Below are 25,868 nucleotides of genomic sequence, written 5' to 3'. Positions count from 1 at the left end.
GTTACGTAAAAACAATTAACTACATATTAAAAATAAGGCACAATCGCTCTTTAAGTATGTATTAGAGTTTACACTTTCCTACGCTAGTTTCAGCTAGATCAGGTTCAAAGGGTTTGAGTTTATACTCATCTCAGTTAAATAACACCCCTAGTGCATATATTTAATTTATATTCAATGTTATAGTTTTAAGAAATTTATGTCAAGGAAATACGGCTAGTTATAGTATGTCTATAACTTTGCTATTCTAAAATTAATATGTTATACCTTCTTTCATAACTAATCTGGCTTGCGATCTTCTTCTATAATCGTATGGAAACCTGTATTATGGTAACCGGTTCCCTTTTGGGAAGGATAGTCAATTTATATTGGTTTAATCATACCCATACAAGTAATACAATACAGCACACAAAACTGTTTGAATGGATTTGGTGACCAACCCTTTGCTGGCTCTTTCCGTTTGGAAGGATGACCACGGACAGAAAAATGCCCAATTTCAAATCCATTCACTGTTTGTGATTTTAACTTTGCTTTGGAGGACGGAATTCATGGGAGTATTTATCGAACGCTGTGCTGGTTTGGATGTCCACTCTGAAACCATCGTGGCGTGTGTCATTACCGGAAGGCAGGATGAGAATCAGGTCAAGCTGACGAAACCTTTCCCACCTTGACTAAGGATCTCTTCCGTCTTTTGAAATGGCTTGAGGATTACAGTGTTACCCACATTGCGATGGAAAGCACTGGCATCTACTGGAAGCCGGTCTTCAATGTCCTGGAAGACTTTTTTGGTATCATCCTGGCCAATGCCCAACGGATTAAGAATGTTCCTGGCAGGAAAACCGATGTCTCCGACTCTGGATGGATTGCCAAGCTATTACGGCATGGACTGATAAAAAAGGCTTTGTTCCGCACGTTGAAATCCGGGAATTGAGGGATCTTACACGTTCCGGAAGAAATGGATTGGCCATTTAACTTCTGAGAAAAACCGAATTCAAAAGGTTCTTGAGCGTTCAAATGTCAAGCTGGGCACAGGAATTTCTGACGTTTTCGGCGTTTTAGGGAGGAAGCTGCTAAAAAAACTGGTGGAACAAGGTTACGTGGATGCCGAAGACGTGGAGAGCAGTATCCATGGAATACAAAGACCAATAGAAGTATTTATTTTCACACAAAAAAGCTCGGAGCCATTCTGCTCTGAGCTTTCTTTATAGTAGCCTCGAAGTTTTAGAGGTTTACTCACCTACCATACCGTCATTATCACGATCATCCATATATGGGTATAACCAATGATCGCTCGTTATTGGCATACTGAAACCCGCTTCCTTTGCTTCTTTGATCGTCACCTGTCCATTGCCGTTTGTATCTACGCTGGAAATATCATCTTCTGTGTTTGATCCTGTTGATTCAGCGGGTTCGGTTGATTCATCTGATTCACTGTCTGTTAAACCGAGTGATGCGTTTACTTCGTCAGGGTTCACGTTGTCAAATGTATCAACGATCTTGTTGCCCATTATCGTGTAAGTATATTGATAACTCGAAGGAATCTGTGTCTGTGTATTGGGATAAGTGATAATTGCTTCAAAATCAGCAGCACCACCCGCTCTACTGATTGAATCTTCCATATAAGCTTGATCGCCGTGTCGATTGAGCGTACTATCTTGTGGAGTGATATTATAAGCATTTGCTACCCCACCGAGAGAATCAGCAATGATATGGCCTTCATCTAAAACTTCACTTCTAACACCCGGAACCTTTGCCTCATCAGGATAGTATCTTCCAGAAGATAATACAGGTTCGCTGCTGTCATCCTGCAGGGTGATTTCGTCAGCAATGACACGTACTAGCTGCCCGTATTCATTTGTAAATGCCCAATATTCACGGTCCCCATACCCAATGTCAACGACAACATTAGGTTCACGATGTCCAGACAGATTACCGCCATCAACTTCAATAAGTTTGTAGCCTGAGAATAGTTCATTATTTGGTTCGGTTGCCGTTTCTTCCGGAACTGTGGAGACAGTTTCTTCTTTCGCATTATTTTTATTTCCTTCGGATTCGACTATTTTTTGTGAATCTGTTTCTACAATTGTATTGGATGTATCTTCTACGTTGGTACAACCAGCCATAAAGGTGATTGTTATAAGTAAGAATAAAATGTTCTTTTTCTTTTTCATTTTAGTACTCTTCCACCCTCAATTAAACTCCCCGTTTTGTTTAATAAGACTCCTATCATTTTAACATAAATAACCTGCTCACCGTTTTTAACACTCCAATCTGATTAACTTAGCATATGAATTTGCACACTAACAATAACTTCTGTCCATGCTGAAAGAGGTGCGAATTCAGGTGGTAAAAACCCTTGAAATGCACATAAAATCCTGATATATCAACAAAAAGATGCAGACCAATTCAGTTGCGAATTGGTCTGCTAATTTGTATGAGAATTAAGTTTTTGTACTCGAAAACCGAATCCGTTAGTTAGAAAATTCCCATGCGTTTTTTCTCGTCTAAGATGCTTTATTTAGTCTCTGCCCTTTATGCAAAAACAGTTCAGTACCCTTTTTATTTAATCTCATCCTGCTTATTGCCCGCCCAAATAACAATAGGAATAATCAGTAATATAAGCAAAGCACCAGTATTGGAAAGGGCTGCAAAGCTGGAATGCGCTACAACTATTCCAGATAAGCCTCCCCCTAATGCACCTGACAAGGCAATCCAAACATCTACAGAACCCTGTGTCTTAGCCCGGGTTGATGGCGAAGCTGCATCTACAAGAATAGCTGTGCCGCTAATTAACCCAAAATTCCAGCCGAGCCCGAGTAAAGCAAGTGCTGTAATGAGCACTGCCATTGAATCAGCAGGCCCCATTGCAGCCAGAAAGCCGGAAGTAAGCATCGTAATGGCGGAGGCAATTGCCATAACTCCGCGCCCAATTTTATCAACAAGAATGCCTGTCACTAAAGATGGCAAAAACATGGCACCTATATGGAATCCAATGACCAACCCCACTTCATTCAAATCATGTCCATGGTGTCCCATATGCACGGGGGTCATCGTCATAATGGCCATCATCACAAATTGGGTGAGAATCATTACTGCGGCTCCTGCTAAAATGCCTCGCCTGTTTTCCGATAACGGATTAGCGTTGCTCTCCGAGAGAAATTTACTGGTTGTTACTTGAGCAGCTGCTATTGCTTTTGCAACAACAAAGGGATCTGGGCGAAGGAAAAAGAAGATACCCAAACCGGCAAGTATGTACCCTGCAGCAGCTAATATAAATGGACCAGCTAAAGCGGGAACTCCAATGGATAGAGCGAACTTCCCCATGACATCAACAAGGTTTGGACCGGCAACAGCACCGATTGTGGTGGAAACCATGGCTATACTGACAGCCTTTGCCCTTTGTGCCGAGTTCGCCAAGTCCGTTCCAGCGTAGCGTGCTTGCAGGTTGGTAGCCGATCCGGCTCCATAGACAAGCAGTGAAATAAATAAGAGCAGGATGCTATTGGTTAATGCTGAAATGACGACTCCAATGGCACCGAAACCTCCTGCCAAAAACCCCATCGCCAGTCCAAAACGCCGTCCAAATCGCTGGGAAAGCCGTCCCACAAGGAATGCGGCCCCTGCGGACCCTAAAGTAAACAACGCTGTAGGAATTCCCGTTACACTATCTGAACCTAGCATATCCTGGGCTAGAAGGGCCCCCACTGCTATTCCCGCCGCAAGTCCTGCCCCTCCAAAAACCTGGGATATAACAACCACCAGTAATGTTCTTTTATACAGTTGTTGTTGTTTTTCAGGAGAATGAATATAGCGTTGTACTTCATTTGATTGAGCGTCCGTCGCTTTTTCCTTCTCTTTATGTAACACAGTCATCACTCCCTTTCTAGACGGCAAAATCTAAATCTCATAATCTGCCAACTTGATTTGAACCATCATAACACGCACAAAAAAGCCATACAATAAGGTAATTGTATGGCAAACGATATTTAGACATGATCGGCCAGTAAACGTTGGTGAATTCTCGCCCCCGCTCAAGCTCTTCAATCGTTTCCGGTGTACAGACCAGCTCGCTCTGGATAATTGTTTCCGACAACAAAACGTTCAGCAGCATACACTTGTACCCCATTCTGTGCAGCTAACCTTTCAAATTCAGCATCAGCGATCCTGCCTGGCAGGAGAAGCCAGCGAAATAAGGTACTCTTCTAATATAGTTAGTAGATTTCTCAGCCAGGAATTGAAAAGGTTGCAGCATCTCTTTCGTTACGTTTTATCTCTCTTAAAATTCTCCGTAATTCCCAGCTGCGTTCAAAAATCCCCTTGATTAAGCCCGCTGTCTGGTAACAGGCTGCAACATCTAGCCATTCGGAATCCGTGTGTTCGTTTTCATATCCCTCAGAGAGATTGACACTTTGAATCCCGTTTCTCTACCCCAAATTCTTGTATCACTGCTTCCGCCAGAAGTGGCTGCCCAGTGTGTCAGCCCTACTTCCTTTGCGACTTGTTCGAAAAACTGGCCATAGCTCTTATCACAGAATGGAAGGTAGCCTCCGCATGAAGTGATAATATTCGCACAATACGATTATGTAACTAATAATACAAATCTATGATAATATTGTTATATAATTAAAATATTTATACCAAATAGTAGGTGATTTTAATGAAACAAATTGAAAAAAGAGAATTAGAGCTTCTGGCCAAAATCTGTAATCAAAATAACATTCCTTTAAAACTAGCCAAAGAATTACTAAAAACCTCAAAAAAACTTTCCTATGAAAATGTTACCGCCGGTGCTCGAATAAAAGAATATGAGGAACTTATTAACATCTATTCTAAAAATGACTAACAAGGTGTGATTTTCAATGTTATTAAAAAAGCTAGTGTTTGATAACTATAAAACTTATTACGGAACTCAAGAAATAGATTTATATATTCCCGAAGATGTTAGAGAAGAAAAGAAAAAAAATATTATTTTGCTAGGTGGTTTGAATGGTGCTGGTAAAACAACGATTCTTAAAGCCATTCTATATATTTTATTTGGGAAGAGAGGAATGACTCAATCAGAGTACAAACGTCTTTTTGCTAATATCATTAATAATACCTTCTTCGATGAAGGTGGACGCGAATGTTCCGTTTCTTTAACACTTGAAACAGATTCCAAAGAAGAATGGACATTAAAAATAAAGTGGTTTTTCGATCAGTATAAGCGTATGACGCTCGAAGAAAGGAAATTGGAAATAAAAAAGCCTGGGTCCACATTCCCTAAGCACGCTCGAATAGATAATATTGAAGTGTATAATAAATTTATTGATCGTATAATTCCATACTATGCAGCTCCTTTTTTTATTTTTGATGGTGAAGAAATTAAAGATATAATCCTCCGCCAAAATAGTAATGAAATGAAGGATGCCATTCACAAAATAACAGGGATGGAAGCCTATAAACAGTTGCTGATTGACTTGCGAAGTTTACAATCTTCTATTGAGAACAAGTTAGCTAGGTCTGTAAGTCAAAAACAACTTACAAATGTTCAAGCAGAATTGGATGAGATTAAAGCTACAACAGCTAAGCTTGAAGAGAGAAAAGATAAAATCTTAACGGAATTTCGTAAATACGAAAAATTAATCTCTGATGCAAAAAAGGAACGTAATGATAAACTACTACAGAATTCAAAATCACGCGAAGTGATTATTAAACAACAATCTAGAATTTCGACGGAACTTGAAATTGCTAAGAAAGATCTTAATAAGTTTCTAAAAGAAAATATGATAAACATTATATTGCAGGATAAAATATCCAGCTTAAAGAAGCGTCTTAAACAGGAGAGCGAAATAAGTCATAAGCGGATATTACAAAAGACCTCCTTAACTCCCTATCATAATTTCATGAATCAATTACTAAATAAGTCAATCAATCCTCCCCTTTCTCAACAACAGTTAGAACAAATAAAAAAAATTGGTGAGGAAGTTTGGATCAAAGAAAATCACATCAGATATGTAGTGCCCGAAAATTTTACAGAAATTCATGATATAGCCAATAGCGACTATAGTTATCTAATGAATATGGTGATTAAAGACAAAACACAGGTAACCTCCTTAATAAATAAAATTGATAAGGCGCAACAGGATTTAGATAGAATAGAGATAGAAATTCGAAATGCACCTGAAGCAGTAAATATTGATGGAGAAAATAAAAAAATTGACTTGTTAGTTCAAAAGTCTGGTGAACTTAATCTAAAGTTAAAATCGGTTAACCAAAAACTGAACAAGGCGAATGAAGAAAAGGCTCACTTGTTAAATAAGTTAACTCGTCTATCGGGACAAGATGAAAACCTAGAAGAGCTACAACGAAAAAGTGATCAGGTTACACGTACGATAAAAGCAATGCAGCAATATATAGTTGATGTTACAACGATGAAAGCAACTTTTATCAAAGAAGAGTTTTCAAACATGCTTAAGAAGTTATTCAGGAAACAAGATGAATTTGGGAGAATTGAGTTCGACATCGATACCTATTCAATCCGCCTTTATAATGATCGCTTACAAGAAATAAGTATCCAAGATCGTTCTGCAGGTGAAATGCAGATGATTTCATCTGCACTAATTTGGGCTCTTACTAAGGCATCAGATTTATCACTCCCGATGGTTATAGATACACCTCTTGGTCGACTAGACAGTTATCACCGTACACATTTAATTAATCATTATTATAAGGAACTTAGTCAACAAGTTATCATTCTCTCAACTGATACCGAAATTACAAAAGAGTATGTTAACCTAATGGAACAGAACTCTTATAAACAATACATGTTAGACTATAATGAGCATAAAAAATACACCATTATTCGAGATGGATACTTTAAGTTTGTGAGGTGATCTAAATGTCAAACCGTAGAATGTCTTTATCAGAGGAAGGTAAAGAAATCCTAGACCGACTAGCTGATTCTCTAGAAATTGAAAGACCAATGGCGGTTAAGGTCGCCTTGGCAAAAGGACTTTCTATTTCAAATGGACCAATACTTGAGGACTTCCCTGATGGTAAGAATAAATGGGTAATTCCTGATGGAATTATTAAAGATAAAGAGTTTTTACTGTTCAAACACTTAATCATTAATGAGGTAAATAACCCTTTAGATGATTCTGATTTACACAAGCATATGCTTCTCTATATTGAAAAAGGGCTAAGAATCTTAAAAATTGAATTAACTAATAAAACATCAATGGAAGACCCTAGATTGGCGATTTTATAATAAGTAAGACCCACCATTTTTGGTGGGTCTTACTTTATCAGATCCTTTCCGAAAGCGAAACAATATCAACAATTGTCACCGTATTATGAGATAACTCTCCATTTTCTTTCAAAACAGGTCCATGGACGATACATTGGCCTTTTTTTAGTGAACCAAGCTTTTGTTCCCAATATTTTCTCTCCTGATTATCTTTTGATAAACTCGAGGCAATATTAGATAGTTCCTGCTCTGGAGGCGAAAAGTATACTTTCTGGGATGAGTTTTGCAATCTGGCTAACTCGTCGGCGTCTAATTGTGATTTTAAAAATTGGGTTGCATACCACGCGGACCAGCCAAATTTTCTTCCTTCTGTAAGGATTCTCGCAGAAGGTGATTTTTCCGTATGGTCTAAATTTTGGGCCTCGTCCATGATTACAGGCATTGGCTTGTTTTTATTACCATAGCGTACAGAATAATTCCAGAGATCCCATAAAATAAACTCAGTAATCATTAGCTGGACGTCTCTAGGAAAACCAGTCAACTGAATGATGTATACTTGCCCGTTACTTGAAACTATGTCATTCCAGTTAATCGTATTTTCACTTCTAAATGGGTTCCTATCAATCAAAGGTCTAATTTGTGATAAAGCTGTTTTGGCATAGTTAGAACCGTCTTCTTCAAGGAGCTCTTTCAAGCTAATCAAGCTCATGGTATCGCCGTGTTTTTCAAGTCCTCTTAATACCGCTTCATATATTGCATTCTGTTGTTGAATACCCAGTGATTTATAAACTGCAGCAAAAACACTCTTAATCCGCTCAGCTACATCAGTATTGGATTCTGGTAATTGAAGTCCCCCAATATCTCGCACGTTCTTTTGAAATGGATTTATTGGAAGCTGCTCACTATAAACGATTTTTTGTTTAAGTTTATCTCCTAGATACTCAACAAACTCTGGTTCTAATTGATTCGGTAGGAATCCTTCAGTGTAATCAATGACAATACTTGGTATACCTAGCTTAGACTTTTCTAATAAGAGACATTGCATAAAGTAAGTCTTTCCTTGTCCAGACCTACCGGATATTAACAAATGTCTATTGGCCAATCCCTTATTGCCGTATTCCCAAAAGATTTCTCGATTTGAGTTTTCCGCTTTGCCGATTTTAATTCTAATTTCTTCTAAGTTAGGTTTGTCATCCGTATTGTCGGACGCTCGTTCTTCATCTCGAATTTCTGATGTTTTTTCAATGCCGGTTTCCGTACCCGCTTTAGTGTCATTTACACTGTCATCCAAATAGTCTATGTCCTGTTCAGCAGCTGGATCCTGGGGTTTCTTCAATTCTTCATTTGTTACTGATGTTGAAGTTCCTCCAACTGGATTTCCGAAATGCGGTTGTGCTTTTAATTCCGTATATTCAGAAGGTTGGCCACTGGTTGTATATGGTTCTTTATTATTTCCTGTTACCATATCATCAGGGCTTGGCTCAACTTCAACTAATTGACTTTTGTGATGATAAAGATGGGACAACATTTCTTCTTTTATAAAATCGTTTTCTTTTACTTGAATCCACTGCTGCATTTCATTGGTAGGAATAACAAGGCCTTCATATCCATCTTTCTCAGGGAGGTTCAATAACAAAACATCCTCTTCCAATTGCGCACTTCGATGGAAAGCATTTTTTTGAAAAGATAGAATTGCACCATCACCAACAAATTTATTCAATTTATTGGAAACAACGTATTGATCTTTTAACAATTTTTCAATTGTATCTTCTGTAAGATCATAATTTTTTTCAGGCCAAAAATCACTTTGTGCAAGCTTTTTTGCATTTGAAATAAACAATTGAGCAAAGAAATTTCGATAAAATTTACCTGTAAAGGTTGTTCCCATCTCACCTGTCAAAGCATCATAAATAAGCTTTTTTGTCTTTCGAACCTGGTTTCTTGCTTTTTCTAATACATCCTCTTTATTAATTCCAATTTTAACTTCAACTGGATATAAATATAAAGCCATAGTATCACTTGAATATTCAAGACCAATTAATAGTAAATCATCACTATGACTACCCTTAACTCCAAGGTTTTTAGCGGTAAATATCCCTTCAGATTTATTTAAGCTAACAGCACCAGCCACTCTTAAGACCTCTTCAAGAGAAATCGGAACCCAAAGGATATTAGAGTGATCAAAGTATGAAACAGCATATTTGATAGCAGAAATGATACTCAACTTTTCACGGTCATAGTGTCCTTTACTACCAATAATTCTTAAGAGCCATTCACCATTAAAAGTATTAAAAGCCTTTATCGTATTAATAACATTTGATTCGGTTCCTTCAATATCTTTTTGTTTAAGAAACTCCTGAATTACCGCATAATACTGAGCTGACTTGTCAGTAACGGTGATTGCATCGTACCTACTTGATGATGAATATTGATCACTATAATGAATGACAACTAGGTTTCCATCGTATTTATTGAAAAATTCCAAGTCAACTGCGGGGTCGACAAATGTAACCCAGTAAGAGGACTGAAATATTTTCTCTAGTGTATCTTCATCAGCAGTAGTTGTTCTAGAAAAAATCGCTTCCCCTTTTCTGTAACTATCATTTCCCCCATTTCGCAAATTTGCTGCAAGCTCATTGACTAAATAAGCTGTTTTCGCCAAGGTGTTTTGATCCTCAATAGAATATGCCTTTGTTCCAAAACCAGTTTTATAATTCTCGTCATCTCTCATAGATGGAACACTGGAGTATAATCCATCTAAGGCAATACCAGAGATCATTTCATTAATTGGTTGGACAGCGTGGTGTTCTTGAGCATGCATTTTATAAAAGGATATATGTGCATACCTTAATTCACTAGCGGGCTCCTGCTTATAAAAGAACAGTTTCCCTCTAATAATTCTTAAAATATCATCCGCCTCTAGATCCTTGGTTTTTAACCTTAGATCAAATAGATGTTCAAAGTCTTCCACAGTTTCTGTGCGTGCATATAAGTCAAATGCACTCTCTTCATTTTCATCTTTATATAAGGTAATCTCTACTGGTTTTATGCCCACTCCCACTTTTTCTATTTCTTTTAACATCCACTGAAAGATCCCACGAATGACTTCTAGATCATTTGCAATATTGATGATATTGATCTGTAATGGTGCTTGAGATCCTGGCATAAATAAATACGAAAAATGTTCCTTGAATTGAATAATTTTATCGCTAACCACTTTTGCTAGATATTGATTTGAGTCTGAGACGGACACTTTATTGACGGGTTTAAATGTTAGCCATTCCATTGCGGCTTGTTGATGGTCCGGTTTGTACAAAGTTTCCCGCTCGTCATATAGAAATGGAATTAATGAATCTGCACTGAGCCTATTGAGTACACTGTTGTCAACTTCATCCGATTGTAAAAGGTCATAGAGTTTTAATTTATAGGCAACCATAATCGGATGGAAAGGTGTAAAGTATAGAACTCCATTTGACATTATTAGACCTAGTTTAAAAAGATCTCTTCCTTTACGCCCTGCTGGTGAACCAGCCTTAATGCTTTCAATTTCCTTATGGTATTCAGATAAATATTCCAATGCTCTTTTTCTTAAGTCTTCCGTTACAGTACAAAGACTAGGTATTGAATTTCTAATCTTAAAATAAGTAATAAATCTACTGTAAGCTTCCCTTAAGTCTTCACCTAAGCTGATCTCATCGGGTAACAATTGATCCGACTCGAATCTTCCAAACTTAATACTGTGTTCTATCCATTTGGCTTCCCATTCAAAAAATTGCCGATACTCTGAATGAAAATAAAACTCTCTGTTTTCAAGAATTAACCTATTGTTTTCTTTAATCCAAACAATATCCTTATTGGTTTCTCTTATTAGTTTCCATATCCTTTGGCCAGTAATTGGCATGGACTCTGGTAATTCATTCCTTAACATAATCGGGACAACAGTATGACTAAATTGGATATTTATTTTAAGCTCATCGTTATCATTATAAGCTTCAGGCATCGGGACTAGCGTTAATTTTTCGTCCTCAGAAACAGTGACATGTAGATTTTCTTCCAGGATTTCAACCTTCTTAATTTCAAGCCCGTCATTAAAGCTAAGTTCGTCTTCTTCATATTGGAGCTCTATATGCCCTGAATTAGGTTCAACTAAATAATTTGATTTATAACGATCTAAATAAATTGGTTCGATAGGTAAAACCGCAATATAAAATTCTGCACCTAAGGACGACTTTTTATCATGTTTGTACGAGAATCGTACAAAAGTCGCTTTGTTTTTTTCTGCTAAGATTGAAGCAGTAATATTCGTTAACTTTACATTTATATCAAGTTTTTTGGTAAATGTATTTGGCGTATTCAAATACTCAGAGGAGAGACTCTTCACATTTCCTTCCAAATGAAATGAAGCCTCAAGTTCAACTCTTTCATTACCCTCAGGATTAAATATGATGATATGCCTTTTTCTTTGTCCCGCTGATGTTTCTTTGTGGGGTTTATCCCAAAACTTTAATTTTCCCGTAACCTTAATACTTTTTAAATCTATCTTTTTCTTTTTGTGCTGTTTTTTCCAGTCTTCATGGTATTTATAAACCTTTGGGTATAATACATCCTTCCAGTTTTCACCAATAAGATCATTAGATCCTTCAGGTGAAAACTTTTTTTGTAATTCGTCTTTATCAAACCCAAGTTCATGGACCTTTCGTACATAATCAAAAAAATCTCTATTCTCTTTAAGTCTTTCCTTTTGTTCTTTCCCTTTAAATGAAGTAAGATCGGGGTCTTTAAATAAGCCAAACCTGTGATAATCTGTATCGTCAATTGAACCCTTTTGTAGAGTAGTGAATATCTCTTCGAAATCAAAGAAAGTAAGTTGCTGAAAAGGCTGTTCTTTCATCAGATTATCTAAATTGTCCATTAAAATAATTTGATCTACCTTTCCAAGTGCACTGTTTTCGATTTCCGTTTTTAATTGACTAAATAAAGATTCCGCATGAAGGGGCATACCTTCTTTTTGTAAATTACTGCTTCCACCTTCAATTGAATCCAATTGTTCTGAGACAATACTTATGAGTGCTGTATTTTCCCATTCCCTTTTTTGCTCACCAACTAAATTTCTTAACGTTACTAAGAAGTCAGGTTTTACATACTCAGAAGTATTTGCAACAACTAATTTAACTTGATTAAATGGAATAGAAAATGTTTCATACTCCTCTCCCAGTTCGTGCTTATAGGTAAACTTATTTGTATCTTCTACACCTTTAAGTGCCTTTACTAAATTTAAAACATCATCTTGGCTATCTAGTTGCAAATAAAAACGATCGCCGTTATTAATTTTCATATCCTTAAAATGATTAATTAACAGTGAAGCGATATAATTATAAAATTGGTTTGACATATTGAGAATCACCACTATCACTTTTTTTATCAATAATATTTAAATTGTCCAGCAGGTTAATTATCTCTTTTTTGGAATAACGGTCAAAAGCTACCCCTCTTTTTTCAAATTCCAAAAACAAATCATTTAGAGGAATTCGTTTATTTTTTACGGAAATAGCAGTTAATAAAAGTAAAAATTCGTGCTTAATATTTAGAATCTGTCCAAGACTCCCTCTGCTTTTCAGAAAGTGATTTGCGCCAAGATCCTCAATGCTTTTCCCGTACTTTTCAGAGACATCATTATTCATACCTTCTTTTAGACAGTTAAAGAGCACCTGAAATGCTGATGGGATATCTTCAGAAGTATCCAATGCTTTTACTTTTTTTAGGGCTCGATATTCTTCAATCCATCCTTTAAGTTGCTGTAAGAATTGGATTTCGAACTCTTCTCCTTGTTCTTGAATTTTCCGATACAATTCACTATACGATAAGACTCTAAGTTTTTTATTACTATCGAATGACTCTTTATTAAAAAAATTATGACTTAATTGAGACAACACATGTACGTGTGGAAATAAGTGAGGCGATTTAGTTTTAATCATTCTAAATCCTTCTAATTCATTTGCAGCCTTTCTTCTTTTATTAATGGATTCCCAATCAAGCGCAAAATAAAGTGGTTGAATTTCTTCTAAGTTTCCATCTGCAAACTGGTCAAATTTTATTATTAATTGGCATACATACATAAAAATATAATATTGGGTTAGCACCGGAAAGGACGTTAGAAAATAATCTTTATATTTACTAAGGTAGATTACGTCTTCCTGATATTGATATATTAAAGACTTTATTAAAGGCTGATATTGCGGATCTTCCTTTTTTCTTTCCTTTAAGGAATCTATTTTCTCTAAAATCAGTTCGGTTAACACATCATCTGCTTCTTTGTTCTTAAATAGCTCTTTTATTTTATTTTCGTCTTGAATTAAGATATCCTTTATGAATCGTGCGAACTTAATGAATTCATTCTTCTTCCCATCAGCTTCGATATAGTTAAGTAAGAACGGATGTACCGGTTTTATTTCTTTATGACTAAATAAATAATCATTCATAAATCGCACAAAATCATACATATCATCATCGTGATGAAATTCTACATTATTTGCAATTTGTTCACTAAGTGGATTGCCCTCTTCAGAAATATATATATCCTTATTTTTGCTAGCCTTACTGTCCAGCTCTAACTCACAAATCATCCTTACCAACTCGCCTAGAACCCCTTGAAACTTCTCACGATAATCTTTCGCCTTTCTAGAAGAGAATGGAAGGATTTCCGCAGCTTGACCAGTATCATGCTTGCCTTTAAGGAGATTAGATAAATACTCCCTATTCAATGTTTGAACCATTTTACATTACTCCCTTTCAAAAACAAAAGCTCCGAAATCATCTCTTTTTATTACATACTGCTTATGATGGTTAGGAAAATGTACGAGTAGTTCCCTTTTCTTTTCACCAGAAGCCATTATCTTATCTATAAATTCTACAAATTTGATTGCATCTTCTTCATCTTTTTTATTCGGACGATATCCTTCTTGAACTTTTGTAAGTAGTGAATATAAAGGAAAATCAATATCCAAAAAGAGCTTATTATCAGAATTACCATTATGATAAGCAAGTAAAATCGTCGATTTAAATGAATCAATTACCTCGTTCGTACTTGGTTTAAGGTGATCAATCGTAGGTCTAAGGTTTAACTTCTGTGACAATCGGTATTTTTCTGTAGATTTATTTATATAGATGTAATCCTTTTTAGGACTACCTTTCCATTTATAAATAGAATTCTTGATCTCCTCGTAAAAGCTTTTTACTGCTCTTTTGTCACCTTTATTAAAATAATAAAGGTTTTGTAAATACCGAGTGTAGCTTTGGTCTTCAATATTGGACGCAAACTTTTTATTTGTTAAGTAAGTCAACCTGATAAAAGTTTCAAAAAACATATTAAAGGAGTAATCCGTTAATTCGCTTTTAGACATAAACGGTTCTAGCCATCTAATTGAGGTTTGATCCTCCATATACGCCTTAATGATTGTTTCCCAGTCCTCGAGCGTATTAAGTTTAACTACCAACTCATCAATATGTTCAGACCTTTGATGTAATGGGTCAACATCACTTAAAGAATTTAAAATTGAAGACCGGTCTTTTCTATTAAATAAGAGGTTTGGGAGTGCAGATCTCAAAACTTCAAATTCTGACATCAGGCTTGTTTTTTCAAGCTGATCAGGGATTAAGATGTCTGCCACAAAGTTTAAAAAAGCACGAGCAGAAATAACCATCTTTTTCTTTACGATGGTCTGTATAACAAGTTGGACAATTTGCTGCTGGACAAATTCATTTTGTAAAAATCTGTAGTTCGCATGAACCATAGTATCTTGCTTTAAATTTTCATCTTCCTTAAGAGCTAAATAAAAAGGATTTTCTTTACGAGGATCTGTAACCTTCTTAAGTAATGAAGAATAAAAGTGAGATACTGGCCCTCTCTCCGTCAGTTCATAGGAATGGTAATCCCCAAAACTGAGTAAATCAAAAGTCTCATCACTATAATAGGTGGTAATATTATCTAAAAACAAACCACTTTGTTCTACAAATTGTTTTAATTTTGTATACTTATATTCTTTATGGTCCGTTGTAATAAAATTATGTAAGACCCCCATATTGATTGCTAAAATTACTTTATCCTTTGAGTTTTCAATACTCTGGTCCGAAAAATTCCTCAATACCTCTTCAAGCGTCTCCATAGCGTTCTTATTTGGAGAAAAACTTTCAGTTGCATCATTGAAAATTGTGTAATTATCAATTAGCTCCTTCTTGTTCTCATTTAAGTAAGCTAATAAATGGGATTTTCCATCCCCTACACTTCCGCAAAGTAAGATTAAATTTCCCTTATCGCGATCTTTATTAGCTTCCAAAACCTTTTCAAGGTCTAATTGAATTCTCCGGTCTACATGTAAGTATTCTTTAAATCGACTAAATTGGCTAGCGTTTTCAATCGCTTCTTGTGAAGAATCCTTCAACCTTCTTAGTTCCCTTAATAAATAGCTGTTCTCACGGTCCAGCTGCGGATCAAGTATAGGAGTTTCCTTTTTTGCGAAAAGTTCCTTTCTGGAAATGTTTCCACTCTTTGCTTCTGATGTTCCATCTTCCTCTTTTGGTAAATCTTTTAAACTGCCTCCTAATAAACCAGACCCTAAAAGCTCCATTAGTTCCTTCTTAACTAAATCTTGAATATTCTCTTTTGGTTTTGGTTTAGGGATCTCGTATGGTGGGATTTTTATATTTTCCGTTGAGTATACTTCATAAAACCAAACACCTATCTTATACATTTCTTTATGAAGTTTAAAAGCAACCGTTATATCGTTAAATTGGGCATTGTGTGCAGCTTTGTTACCAGAAAGGCGAATTGTATCCAGTGCCTGTTGAATATCCCTTTTGATATATCCTTCTCTAGTTAACAGAAGAATTTTGTCATATAATGAAGATTGAAATGGCACATCGATTTTTTCCTGTTTAAAAACCTCATTCAGGATTTCCTCAGCGTACACCCTTGCCTTTATAATCGAACTGCTAGGGTCTTCAAATATAAGGGCTTCCATTTTATTTGCGCTCAGAGCTGCATCTGGGTTTATCTCTTCTAAAAAGCTAAGAAAATTCACTTCACCTGAACTCATTACTTACCCTCCAAAATTTAGTTCAATAGTAATACTATTGTAGCACATTAATCGTACGAGTTATAAGGAATGCTATTTCACTTAACCAATCCTTTATATCCCCTATTTTATATTAAAAATAAGCTTTTTTTATTGTGTATATAACACCATCAAGTTTATAATCGAAATATAATATTACGTACGTAAACAAGGAGGATGACCATGGACAGTACATTTAGTTACAACTTTCCCGCTATTAAAGGGATTCAAGCCGGGAAAGAGTATTTTGTTGCAATGTGCCCATTAAGAATAATCCCAAAAATTTTCTTATTTGACGAAGAAGAAATCCCTCCTGAACATAGAGCACAACGTATATTAAACAAGGCAAGAATTCCAGAGATGACGAACTACATAGTAGAGAATCAGAGCGATTATGTATTTTCGTCTATTACGGCATCCATTGATGGGGAAATCGAGTTTCTTCCTTATAATAACGGAGAAATCTCTAAAGATTTAGGACAATTACGAATTGCTTTGGATGCCAGGTTTTTAATTAATGATGGACAACACCGACGAGCTGCAATTGAAGAAGCACTTAAAATATCACCAGAAATTGGGAATGAAACGATTTCGGTTGTTTTCTTTCATGATGCAGGGTTAAAAAAATCACAACAGATTTTTTCTGACTTAAATAGACATGCTGTCAATACTACGTCTTCAATTGGGATTCTTTACGACCATCGGGACCGTATGGCAATGGTCACAAAAGATATTATTCTATCAAATCCCTTACTAAGTAGGTATACAGATAAAGAGAGAGTGTCTCTTTCAAAAAACTCTCCTAAGATTCTTGCACTCAACCATATTTTCAACACCAATTTGAAATTATTAGGGAAAGCAAAGGGTGACGAAATAAAAGATGACGAAATAGAATTTTTGCAAGATTTTTGGACAGTTTTATGTGATTCCATTGTAGAATGGAACTTGGTCTTAAAAAAGGAACTTTCCCCTCGCGATCTAAGAGCTAATTTTATTGTTGGCCATGGGGTATTTATTGAATCAATTGGTTTAGTAGGTAACTATCTTAAAACATATCATGCTGATCAATGGCAACAGTATATACGGAAACTCTCAAAAATTGATTGGAATAGAAGCAATAACAGCGACTGGTTAGGACGTTCTTTCAACCATAATGGAAGGATCCAAAAAACTACTTACACTATTCAACTGACTGCAAACAGAGTAAAACAACTAATCGGTCTTCCACTAACAGAAGCCGAGCAAACATTAGAAAATAAGTTTTTTCAAGGAGTAGAGTAATTTAATGAATGGAATTATATCAAACTTATTATCCAACCAAATCCCTCTTGTTGATGAGGCTAAAGATCATATTAAGAAAGCATATAAAGAGGATAATCGGCCATGGGTAGTAGGCTACTCAGGCGGAAAAGACTCAACCGTGGTGGTTCAACTGGTATTTGAGGCACTTAGCGAAATGCCTAAAGAACAGTTGCATAAAAAAGTATATGTCATTTCATCTGATACGTTAGTAGAAACACCTTTAATTATTAATTCAATTAATACAACCCTTAGAAGAATCCAAGACGAAGCTTTAAATCGTGATTTGCCTATGGAAACTCACAAAGTTAAGCCAATCATTAAAAATTCTTTCTGGGTTAACATTATCGGTAAAGGCTACCCAACGCCTAATCAGCAGTTCAGATGGTGTACGGATCGTCTAAAAATTGATCCAGCTAACCAGTTTGTTATGGATAAGGTTTCCTCATTTGGAGAAGTCATTATGGTATTAGGGGTACGTGAAGATGAGAGTGCTACTCGCGCGAATGTCATTCGCTCCCACACTGTCGAGGGAAAAACATTCATGAGACATTCAACTTTAGCTAATGCTTACGTATATGCCCCAATTCGAAGCTTTTCCGTTGATGATGTTTGGAATTATCTACTTAATCACCCATCTCCATGGGGAGATGATAACCATGAACTACACCGTCTCTACCAGGATTCAAGCAGCGGTGAATGTCCACTAGTTGTGGATAAAACCGTTAAAGAAACGGCAGGCTCATGTGGAAACAGCCGCTTTGGATGCTGGGTATGTACGGTGGTAAATGAAGATAAAGCTTTAACAGGATTTATCCAAAGTGGTCATGATTGGATGAAACCTTTGTTAGATTATAGAAATTGGCTAGCAGAAATAAGAGATGATCGAACTAAAAGAATGAAGTATAGAAAACATGGTCAGATTTACTTTAAGGAAGTAAAGATTGAGGAAATTGAAGAAGTAAAATATGTTTTAATTCCAAAAAAATCCAGCCGAGCAAAACAACTAATAAAGTTTGATGAGTTTACAATTGTTCCTAAGGATCAACTACGTGCCCATATAGAGGAAAATAATATTGACCTCAGCGCACCAGAAGATCAAAGAATCCTCGTATCATACGAAGAAGAATCTTTGGACGGCCAAATGGTACAGAAATATGCCCAACTTGGATTGGGTCCGTTTACGATGGAAACAAGAAAAGAAATTTTAACAAAGCTCTTAAAGGTCCAAAAAGAATTAAAGCACCCGGAAGACCCTAACCATGAATTAATCAGTGTGGATGAATTAAAAGCTATACGTAAGATATGGTTTAATAATGGTGAATGGGACGATTCTTTACCATCTATATATGAAGAAATTATGGGGCAGTCGATTGATTGGGAAATCGATGACCGTGCGCTCTTTGATAAAGAGCAAATTTCCGATCTTGAATTACTTGCGGACCAATTTAAAGTAGATATTAAGGTAATAAAGAAATTAATTTCAATTGAAAAAGATTTCTCTGGATATAAAGTAAGAAGAGGCTTGATGGATGAATTAAGCAAAGCGTTAAAACAGGATTATTTGCATTTATAATAGTAGAGAATGAGGTTTGATATATGCTTATCAATGAAATCCAGCTAACCAATATAGGTCCTTATAGAGGTATTAACACTTTTGATTTACGACCAGACGGTGATAAAAACGTTGTATTAGTTGGTGGCGAAAATGGTGCAGGCAAGACAACACTTTTAAATGCTATTAAATTAGGACTTTTCGGTTCTTATGGGTTTGGCTTTAAAAGCGATAACAGTGAATACTTCAAAAGAGTTCAAGGTTTTCTTAACAAAGATGCAAAGAAAATTGGTGAAAACAATTATCGAATTCAGTTAAATATTTCTTTAGTAGATAACTTTGAAAAAGTTAACTATACCCTCTATCGGCATTGGAAATATAGTAATAATAAGCTAAAGGAATTATTTGAAATTGTTGCTAATGGAAAACATTTTTCGGAGTATGATATAGAGTTATTCCAATCCAAAATGAAAGAAATCATGCCTCCTCATCTGTTGGACCTTTGCTTGTTTGATGGTGAGGAGATCTCACGAATTGTAAATGAAGATCTTCTATCTGACTACCTAAAAAATCTTTCTCGAGTTGTTTTCAATCTCGATTTATTTGAAACAATGGAAAATGATCTTGAAAATTATTCAAGTCAGAACTTTGATGTGAACAAGATGGCTTCCCTAGAAAAGGAATTGTTTACACTCAATACCGAAGAAAAAGACCTAAAAAGTAAAATTTCAACAATTCAAAAAAATATTGATAACCTTTTAAATAAAAAGCAAGAATATGTTGACGACTATCAACGAGTGAAAAATGATTTTGAAAAAAATGGGGGACTTGTTAAGGATAAACGAGATGAAATTCTTACTCAAATCCATAACATTGAGAGTAAAAGAAAACAAAATATAGAAATAGTAAAAGAGTTTGTTTCCAACACCCTTCCCTTCTATTTGGCAAAAGAGCTGCTATTGGAAACAAGAGATCAAATAAAAGAAGAAGAACAATTCCAACTTTACAAACAAATGGATCAAAAATTAACGGACCAGAACCTTGTTAATATCTTATCATCCATTCCTGGTCAGTTTGAACCTGATAGTAGTATTGCTTTAAAAGAGCAGCTGTTGCAATTAATGAAACCGAAAACAGACACAATTCAAATACATGGCGCTTCCTTCTCTGAAAGTAGCTTAATTGAAAATATGGTTTTGACTATTTCTAGTAACATGAATCTAAGAAATCTCAATACGATTGAAGAAAATAAATCATTGCTACAGGAGCTTTATGAATTAAGACAAAGGCTGAAAGCCAACGATTCAACTAATGAGTTTAGTGATATGATTCGTGATATGGAGAAAAATCAGGAGGCCATCCAACAAATTGATGAAGAGATGAAAGCTCACCAGAAGGATTTAAGTAGCCTAAAAGATAAGTTAATTCAAACTATGTCTGCCATCGAAAAAATCCAGAACACACTAAAGGATCAGGACAAAACAAAAAGTTCATTCTTAGAATCACAGAAAATCATTGCTCTCAGCCGTCGATTCCGTGAAATTCAATTAAGAAAGAAGTTACAACAAGTTCAAATCGAAGCTTCTACTATGATTAAAAAGATATTTAGAAAACAAAACTATGTCTCTTATATAAATATTAACTATGAAACATATGAGGTTTTTCTATTTGATAGCCAGAAAGAAGAAATAGAAAAAACAACCCTATCTGCTGGTGAAAAAGAAATTTTGCTCATCTCTCTAATTTGGGCCATTTTTAAATGTTCTGGAAGGAAGGTTCCATTTATTTTTGATACCCTACTTGGCAGGCTTGATAAAACCCATAAGGCGGCGGTGTTAACAGAATTTATTCCTAACTGTGGAAGACAAGCTATTATTTTATCGACAGATTCCGAAATCGATGAGCACCACTATAAAATATTAGCAGGTTATATATCGAAGGAATACATGTTAGACTTCAACGTAGAAACTCAGCAAACACGTATTCTAAACCAATACTTTTCATTTAATAAAATGGAGTTGAGCTTATGAATTTCCGATTAAAAACATCCAAAACAACTGGCGAAAAACTAGTCTCTCTCCAAGCATCTACCGGGTTAACGTGGAACATCTTGTCAAGAATTGCTGTTTCGCTTTCGCTAAGAATTCCTTCCCTACCAAACTTAGTTGAAAATAAGTCAGGGGTTGAAATCCACCGTAATGCAATGACAGGTGAACATGATTATATTTATAAGGCATTGATTCGTCAGCACTCAAAAAGAAACCTATCAGATGATGAATATTTCCCTGATTATTTTAACGCTCATTTAGAACGAGGTATTGAGTTGCTGGATAATGAATACAAACATGCTGGAAACTACGAAAAACTGTTACAAAACTTATTAAAAATGGATAACTAGGTGATGAACGATGCTTTATTTAGATAATAGTGCAACAACTCAATTATATCCAGAAGTAAAGGATGCTATGCTCCCCTATCTAATGGAGGAGTATGGCAATCCTTCAAGTAAATATTATTCAGTAGCTGAGAATGCTAAAGCTGCTGTAAAACAGGCCAGGAATCATGTTGCCTCATTGCTGGGATGTGAGGACTCAGAAATCATTTTTACCAGTGGATCAACAGAGAGTAATAATATGGTGATCAAAGGTGTTGCAGATCAATATCCCCATGTGGGTAACCATATTATTACAACAAAGGTTGAGCATCCTTCTGTCCTTGAAACTTGCAAATATCTTGAGGAAAAAGGATATAAATTAACTTATCTAGATGTTGATCAATATGGAAGAATTGATGTCCAACAATTAGAAGAGGAAATTTCGGATCAAACCATTCTGGTTTCTATAATATGGGGAAACAACGAGCTGGGGTCATTAAACCCTATAAAAGAAGTAGCTGAGATTTGCCGTGAGAACAATGTGTTCATGCACACTGATGCCACTCAGATCATAGGGAAAGTTGGAATAGAATTATCAGAGTATCCTGGGATTACCTTTTTATCATGCTCTGCTCATAAATTTCATGGTCCTAAAGGAATTGGTGTTACTTTTATTAAAAAAGATCAATATGGAATTCCAACTAAAATTACTCCCTTACTCCATGGCGGCGGGCAAGAGCAAGGAATCAGAAGTGGAACTCTTGCAGTTCAAAATATAGTCGGGATGGGAAAGGCAGCAGAGATAACCAGCGAAAGAATAGTAGAAAATCAACGTAAACTGAGTGAGCTAGAAAACTACCTTACGCAAATCTTAAAAAATAAGTTTGGAAACCAAATCCTTTTCAACAACGATGTAAAAAATAAGATTCCTGGAATAATAAGCATTCAATTTTCGGGTGTAAATAACGAATTGCTTGTAAAGAGCCTATCTCCTGTTATAGCTGCGTCCACAGGGTCAGCATGCAGTTCAAGTAAGCCGTCTCATGTGCTGAAATCTATAGGTTTGGACATTCAACAAATTAGATCAACATTAAGATTTTCCTTAAGTCCATTAATAAATCAAAATGATCTCCAGATTTTTCAACAATTATAAAAGAGGACTTTTTTGTCCTCTTTTTACTTCATAAAGAACTAAAATGGAGCCATTTAGTTACGTTTAAGAATTACCTGTGACATTCAGTTCGCAGGCAAAATTATTTAATTTGTAAAAAACGACTGGATTAATTATGGGGAATTTATTCCCCAATATTCTGGTTATATAAATCAATTTCATTTTTAATGTATGAAGCAATTATTTTAAAACCTGCCTTCGAGTTGTAAGAAGATAAAATCCCACCTATCTTCCATTCTGTATACTCTACCTTACTTTTCTTAATAATCTTTTTAAATTCTAATAAAGCTCTATCAGTGTCGCTATCACTCAGAAGCAAACATTCACCTAATAGTTGGTGGATTGGATATACGCCTATACCTTTTTGAATATTAAATAATTTATTATGCTTATTTGGCTTGTTAACAAAGAAACATTCTGACCATTTTAGTACGGCAATATCCCAAGCACTTGATAAAAGTGGGGTCAATTCAGATACTATAGTATCGATAAAACCCTTAGTTCTTTCGGCTGCACTTGCTTGTATATAAAACTTAATTAATTCATTTAACGATTGGTTGAAAGCATTAATACTAATCGGTTTTCCCTTGTCATCTTCCCCACCAGCCATTTTTATTAAATCATACCAAATGGACTCTTTAGACTGAGTTAGCTTTTTTGCAATTTTAGTTGCAATAGCCTCTTCAAATTCTTTATCACTTAAATATTTTATCTTCTCATTAAATTCTTCCTCTCTGATTCTATCTCTTAATAATATAGCTAAATCAGTACTAACTTTCTTACCCTTACTGTTTATGTTAACAAAGGTATTTACTTCATGAATTTTTTGGCCTTTATTAATTATCATTAAAATAACCGGAAACTCATAATTCTCAATTTTTTTATATTCTCCCGGATTATTTTCTTTTAGATATCTTAGACCTTGTATTCTGTGTTGTCCATCAACAATCCGAATTACTTTTCTTATAGTAATTTCGTTAGAATTAATTGACATGAATTCAGGTTCTGTTGCTGCTAAGATTGCAGGCGGAAGAATAGGAGCATCCTCAGATTCTATATACTTTGCAATTCTTCTATAATGGTTAGTAACAAGTTGTCGTTGATAACCTTCATTCCCTTTTATATTCTTATAATAATGCACAGCTGAATATTTAATTAACTCCTCAGCTCTTAACGAAATGAGACACATATCAAAATTACCCTGTTTAACCTTTATAAATCCTTTGGTAAGAAGTACATCTTTTTCCAATTCTAACTCATAGTCCATTTCATTATTCATAGTTTTCCCCCTCCTCCCTACTGTTAATAAACAATTGAATTAATTCCTCAGTTACTAGGTCTCGTTGATTATCAAGTAATTCTTTAAACTTCTGCATGTTAAAAATTAAGCCACTCATTTCCGTATCTTCGATTAATGTATATATTTGTTTAAGGTATTCAATTCCTATTTTTTTCTCAATCACAGACATAACTTTTAAGGAAGTTGCTCCCTTAATAACATTTAATATCTTTATTTCACCATTTTTCTCAATTTCACTTTGGGTAAGTGAAAGAAATGGCTCTTTTATTCCTTTAAGAAAATCATGCAATGTTACAAAGATTTTGCTCTGATAAACTTCAATTATGAAAAAATCTAGTTTCTTATAATTACTGAATGCATTTACAATCCCTAATTCTATACCTCTTTTATATAGTGGTTTACCAATAGCAGCCTCATCCTCGGGATCAAATATACTATCAAATCTAGAATAGAAAGACATTAGATCGTTCGCTAAACAATCAATTACTTCAGTTATTGATTGTTTATTATTTAATAACCTATAAAGTCCAATTAAAGCAATCCAATACACATCGTTTGATTGAGACAGTTGACCAAGAACCACACCTAGTTCCTTTCTTTCTTCTCTAAGAATTGTGCTATTAAGATCATAGTTTTCAAAAGCAAATAAACTACTCGTAAATTCTGATCTATCATATACAGTATTAATTAACTTTGTCATAGTATTTTGGGCTCTACCTATTGTCGTAACATCTTTAAACTCTATTTGTACCATTAAGTCATATACTTCACGAAAATCAAGTTCAATATCTATCAGCTCTTCACGGAAATTTTCATAAAACATATTATACATTAATTTCGCGAACATCTGTTTCATTTCTTGGAACTGTTCTTCTTTAGATTTTTGAGATAATTGATGACTCATCTGCTTTAGCTGAGCATCTATTGCTACCAGATTTTTAAATATAGAATCCATGATATTAGTATAGAAATCGGATCCTATCATATATGTATAGTTCTTATAAAAAAGCATGTGTTCAATCTCACCCCAAAACATATTTATTAACGACTTAATTTGGAGCTCAACGGGGATCTCTTGTTCCTCTCCTATCCATCTACAAGACATTCTATATATTTTCTTTTTATTTTTTTGTTCCTCTGGTTGGTTATGGTAATTTATCACTAGGTTATTTTTACTTCCAAGAAGCTCCGGGATTGAGTAAAAGCCATCTCCAACACTTTCTGTAAACGTTGATTGAATACTTTCAAAAACTTCAATTTCTTGGTCCACTAATAAGCACACTAATCTAATACCTATTAAATCTGGTAATTCATCTATAAATTTTTCATGGTCTGATTTATACCTATCCGCATATCTTTTCCTAATAATTTTTTCCGATAAACTGGATGTACCTTTTACCCTACCTTGCACCATTACATTATTTATTTTTTTATCTTTTATAAAGTAAGTGTCAAGGAAATTCAAAATGTTTTTATTTATTTCCTCTAAAGAATCTCTTTTTTTATCAAGTTCCTCTTTAGAGCATCTAATGAATTCAGTAAGTTGTTCCAATCGTAACTCTCCCCTTATAATTACTAATATAAATATTTACAATTCAGTAATAATTAACAAATAGTTTCACTTTAAAATCATCTTATATATGTTTTACTATAAGCTTCCAACTTATTATAAGACAGAATAACCAATAATTGTTAATGTTTTCTATAAACCTTTTATAAATTAAAGTGGTATACACCTTCTAAATAGAAATAGCGAGTGTTTGCATGTGATCAGAATGACTATTTAAGCGTAACATTTAAGTCACTTTTTTAATTTTTAGTCATGTATGTATTATGA

15 protein-coding genes, 2 pseudogenes and 1 riboswitch are annotated in these 25,868 nt (G+C 35.0%); of the genes and pseudogenes, 9 read left to right on the top strand and 8 right to left on the bottom strand.

Features of this window, described 5'->3' with window-relative positions; all coding sequences use genetic code 11:
• Positions 1–58: 58 nt before the first annotated feature.
• Positions 59–159: riboswitch (TPP riboswitch) on the bottom strand.
• Between the two features lie 386 nt (positions 160–545).
• Positions 546–1,130, top strand: a pseudogene (locus tag WQ57_RS05540) (IS110 family transposase); the annotation flags it as partial.
• A 96-nt stretch (positions 1,131–1,226) separates the two neighbouring features.
• On the opposite strand, the gene WQ57_RS05535 reads toward WQ57_RS05540, so the two are convergent.
• From WQ57_RS05535 to WQ57_RS26520, 3 genes and pseudogenes are all read right to left on the bottom strand, one after another.
• The gene (locus tag WQ57_RS05535) at positions 1,227–2,168 is read right to left on the bottom strand and encodes a DNA/RNA non-specific endonuclease (RefSeq protein WP_046522716.1); all 942 of its coding nucleotides are present in this window, start codon (positions 2,166–2,168) and stop codon (positions 1,227–1,229) included.
• Between the two features lie 388 nt (positions 2,169–2,556).
• Entirely contained in the window at positions 2,557–3,870 is a 1,314-nt protein-coding gene (locus WQ57_RS05530) for an MFS transporter (RefSeq protein WP_046522715.1), read from the bottom strand.
• A 151-nt stretch (positions 3,871–4,021) separates the two neighbouring features.
• A pseudogene (locus WQ57_RS26520) lies at positions 4,022–4,190 on the bottom strand (PLP-dependent aminotransferase family protein); the annotation flags it as partial.
• 464 nt (positions 4,191–4,654) lie between these two features.
• On the opposite strand from WQ57_RS26520, the gene WQ57_RS05520 reads away from it, so the two are divergent.
• From WQ57_RS05520 to WQ57_RS05510, 3 genes are read left to right on the top strand one after another with little or no spacing between them, the layout of a single operon-like run.
• Positions 4,655–4,840: a DNA modification system-associated small protein gene (locus WQ57_RS05520; protein WP_046522713.1), complete on the top strand. Its 186-nt coding sequence runs from the start codon at positions 4,655–4,657 to the stop codon at positions 4,838–4,840.
• Positions 4,841–4,856: 16 nt separating this feature from the next.
• Positions 4,857–6,869, top strand: a complete 2,013-nt coding sequence (dndD, locus tag WQ57_RS05515) for a DNA sulfur modification protein DndD (RefSeq protein ID WP_046522712.1) — start codon at positions 4,857–4,859, stop codon at positions 6,867–6,869.
• A gap of 5 nt (positions 6,870–6,874) precedes the next feature.
• Positions 6,875–7,243 carry a DndE family protein gene (locus WQ57_RS05510; RefSeq protein ID WP_046522711.1) on the top strand — a complete coding sequence of 123 codons (369 nt, stop codon included), beginning with the start codon at positions 6,875–6,877 and terminating at the stop codon, positions 7,241–7,243.
• A 37-nt stretch (positions 7,244–7,280) separates the two neighbouring features.
• Here WQ57_RS05510 and dptH read toward each other — a convergent pair whose 3' ends face one another.
• Genes dptH through dptF form a run of 3 tightly spaced genes read right to left on the bottom strand, consistent with a single transcriptional unit; the run spans position 7,281 to position 16,314 of the window.
• Positions 7,281–12,614: a DNA phosphorothioation-dependent restriction protein DptH gene (gene dptH / locus WQ57_RS05505; protein ID WP_046522710.1), complete on the bottom strand. Its 5,334-nt coding sequence runs from the start codon at positions 12,612–12,614 to the stop codon at positions 7,281–7,283.
• Positions 12,595–13,995: a DNA phosphorothioation-dependent restriction protein DptG gene (gene dptG, locus WQ57_RS05500; RefSeq protein WP_046522709.1), complete on the bottom strand. Its 1,401-nt coding sequence runs from the start codon at positions 13,993–13,995 to the stop codon at positions 12,595–12,597. Before dptG ends, dptH begins: the two co-directional genes overlap by 20 nt.
• Positions 13,996–14,001: 6 nt before the next feature.
• Positions 14,002–16,314, bottom strand: coding sequence for a DNA phosphorothioation-dependent restriction protein DptF (dptF, locus tag WQ57_RS05495; RefSeq protein WP_046522708.1), 2,313 nt, complete (start codon positions 16,312–16,314; stop codon positions 14,002–14,004).
• 201 nt (positions 16,315–16,515) lie between these two features.
• Between dptF and dndB the strand changes: the two genes are divergently transcribed.
• The 5 genes from dndB to WQ57_RS05470 are packed head-to-tail and all read left to right on the top strand — an operon-like array spanning position 16,516 to position 22,713.
• Entirely contained in the window at positions 16,516–17,613 is a 1,098-nt protein-coding gene (dndB, locus tag WQ57_RS05490; protein ID WP_046522707.1) for a DNA sulfur modification protein DndB, read from the top strand.
• 4 nt (positions 17,614–17,617) lie between these two features.
• Positions 17,618–19,207: a DNA phosphorothioation system sulfurtransferase DndC gene (dndC, locus tag WQ57_RS05485; protein WP_046522706.1), complete on the top strand. Its 1,590-nt coding sequence runs from the start codon at positions 17,618–17,620 to the stop codon at positions 19,205–19,207.
• Positions 19,208–19,230: 23 nt separating this feature from the next.
• Positions 19,231–21,216, top strand: coding sequence for a DNA sulfur modification protein DndD (gene dndD / locus WQ57_RS05480; protein WP_046522705.1), 1,986 nt, complete (start codon positions 19,231–19,233; stop codon positions 21,214–21,216).
• On the top strand, positions 21,213–21,584 hold the full coding sequence (dndE, locus tag WQ57_RS05475) for a DNA sulfur modification protein DndE (RefSeq protein ID WP_046522704.1): 372 nt from the start codon (positions 21,213–21,215) through the stop codon (positions 21,582–21,584). Before dndD (WQ57_RS05480) ends, dndE begins: the two co-directional genes overlap by 4 nt.
• A gap of 10 nt (positions 21,585–21,594) precedes the next feature.
• On the top strand, positions 21,595–22,713 hold the full coding sequence (locus WQ57_RS05470) for a cysteine desulfurase family protein (RefSeq protein ID WP_046522703.1): 1,119 nt from the start codon (positions 21,595–21,597) through the stop codon (positions 22,711–22,713).
• Positions 22,714–22,855: 142 nt separating this feature from the next.
• Here WQ57_RS05470 and WQ57_RS05465 read toward each other — a convergent pair whose 3' ends face one another.
• Both WQ57_RS05465 and WQ57_RS05460 read right to left on the bottom strand, forming a co-directional pair.
• On the bottom strand, positions 22,856–24,010 hold the full coding sequence (locus WQ57_RS05465) for a DGQHR domain-containing protein (protein ID WP_046522702.1): 1,155 nt from the start codon (positions 24,008–24,010) through the stop codon (positions 22,856–22,858).
• Complete coding sequence (locus WQ57_RS05460) at positions 24,003–25,583, bottom strand: nucleotidyltransferase family protein (protein WP_046522701.1); 1,581 nt, start codon at positions 25,581–25,583, stop codon at positions 24,003–24,005. The genes WQ57_RS05465 and WQ57_RS05460 overlap by 8 nt, the downstream gene beginning before the upstream one ends.
• Between the last annotated feature and the right edge of the window lie 285 nt (positions 25,584–25,868).

Source organism: Mesobacillus campisalis (genome assembly GCF_000986785.1).
GTDB lineage: Bacteria > Bacillota > Bacilli > Bacillales > Cytobacillaceae > Mesobacillus_B > Mesobacillus_B campisalis.
Note: the sequence above shows the minus strand (reverse complement) of the source record. Positions and strands in the feature narration are given on the sequence as shown.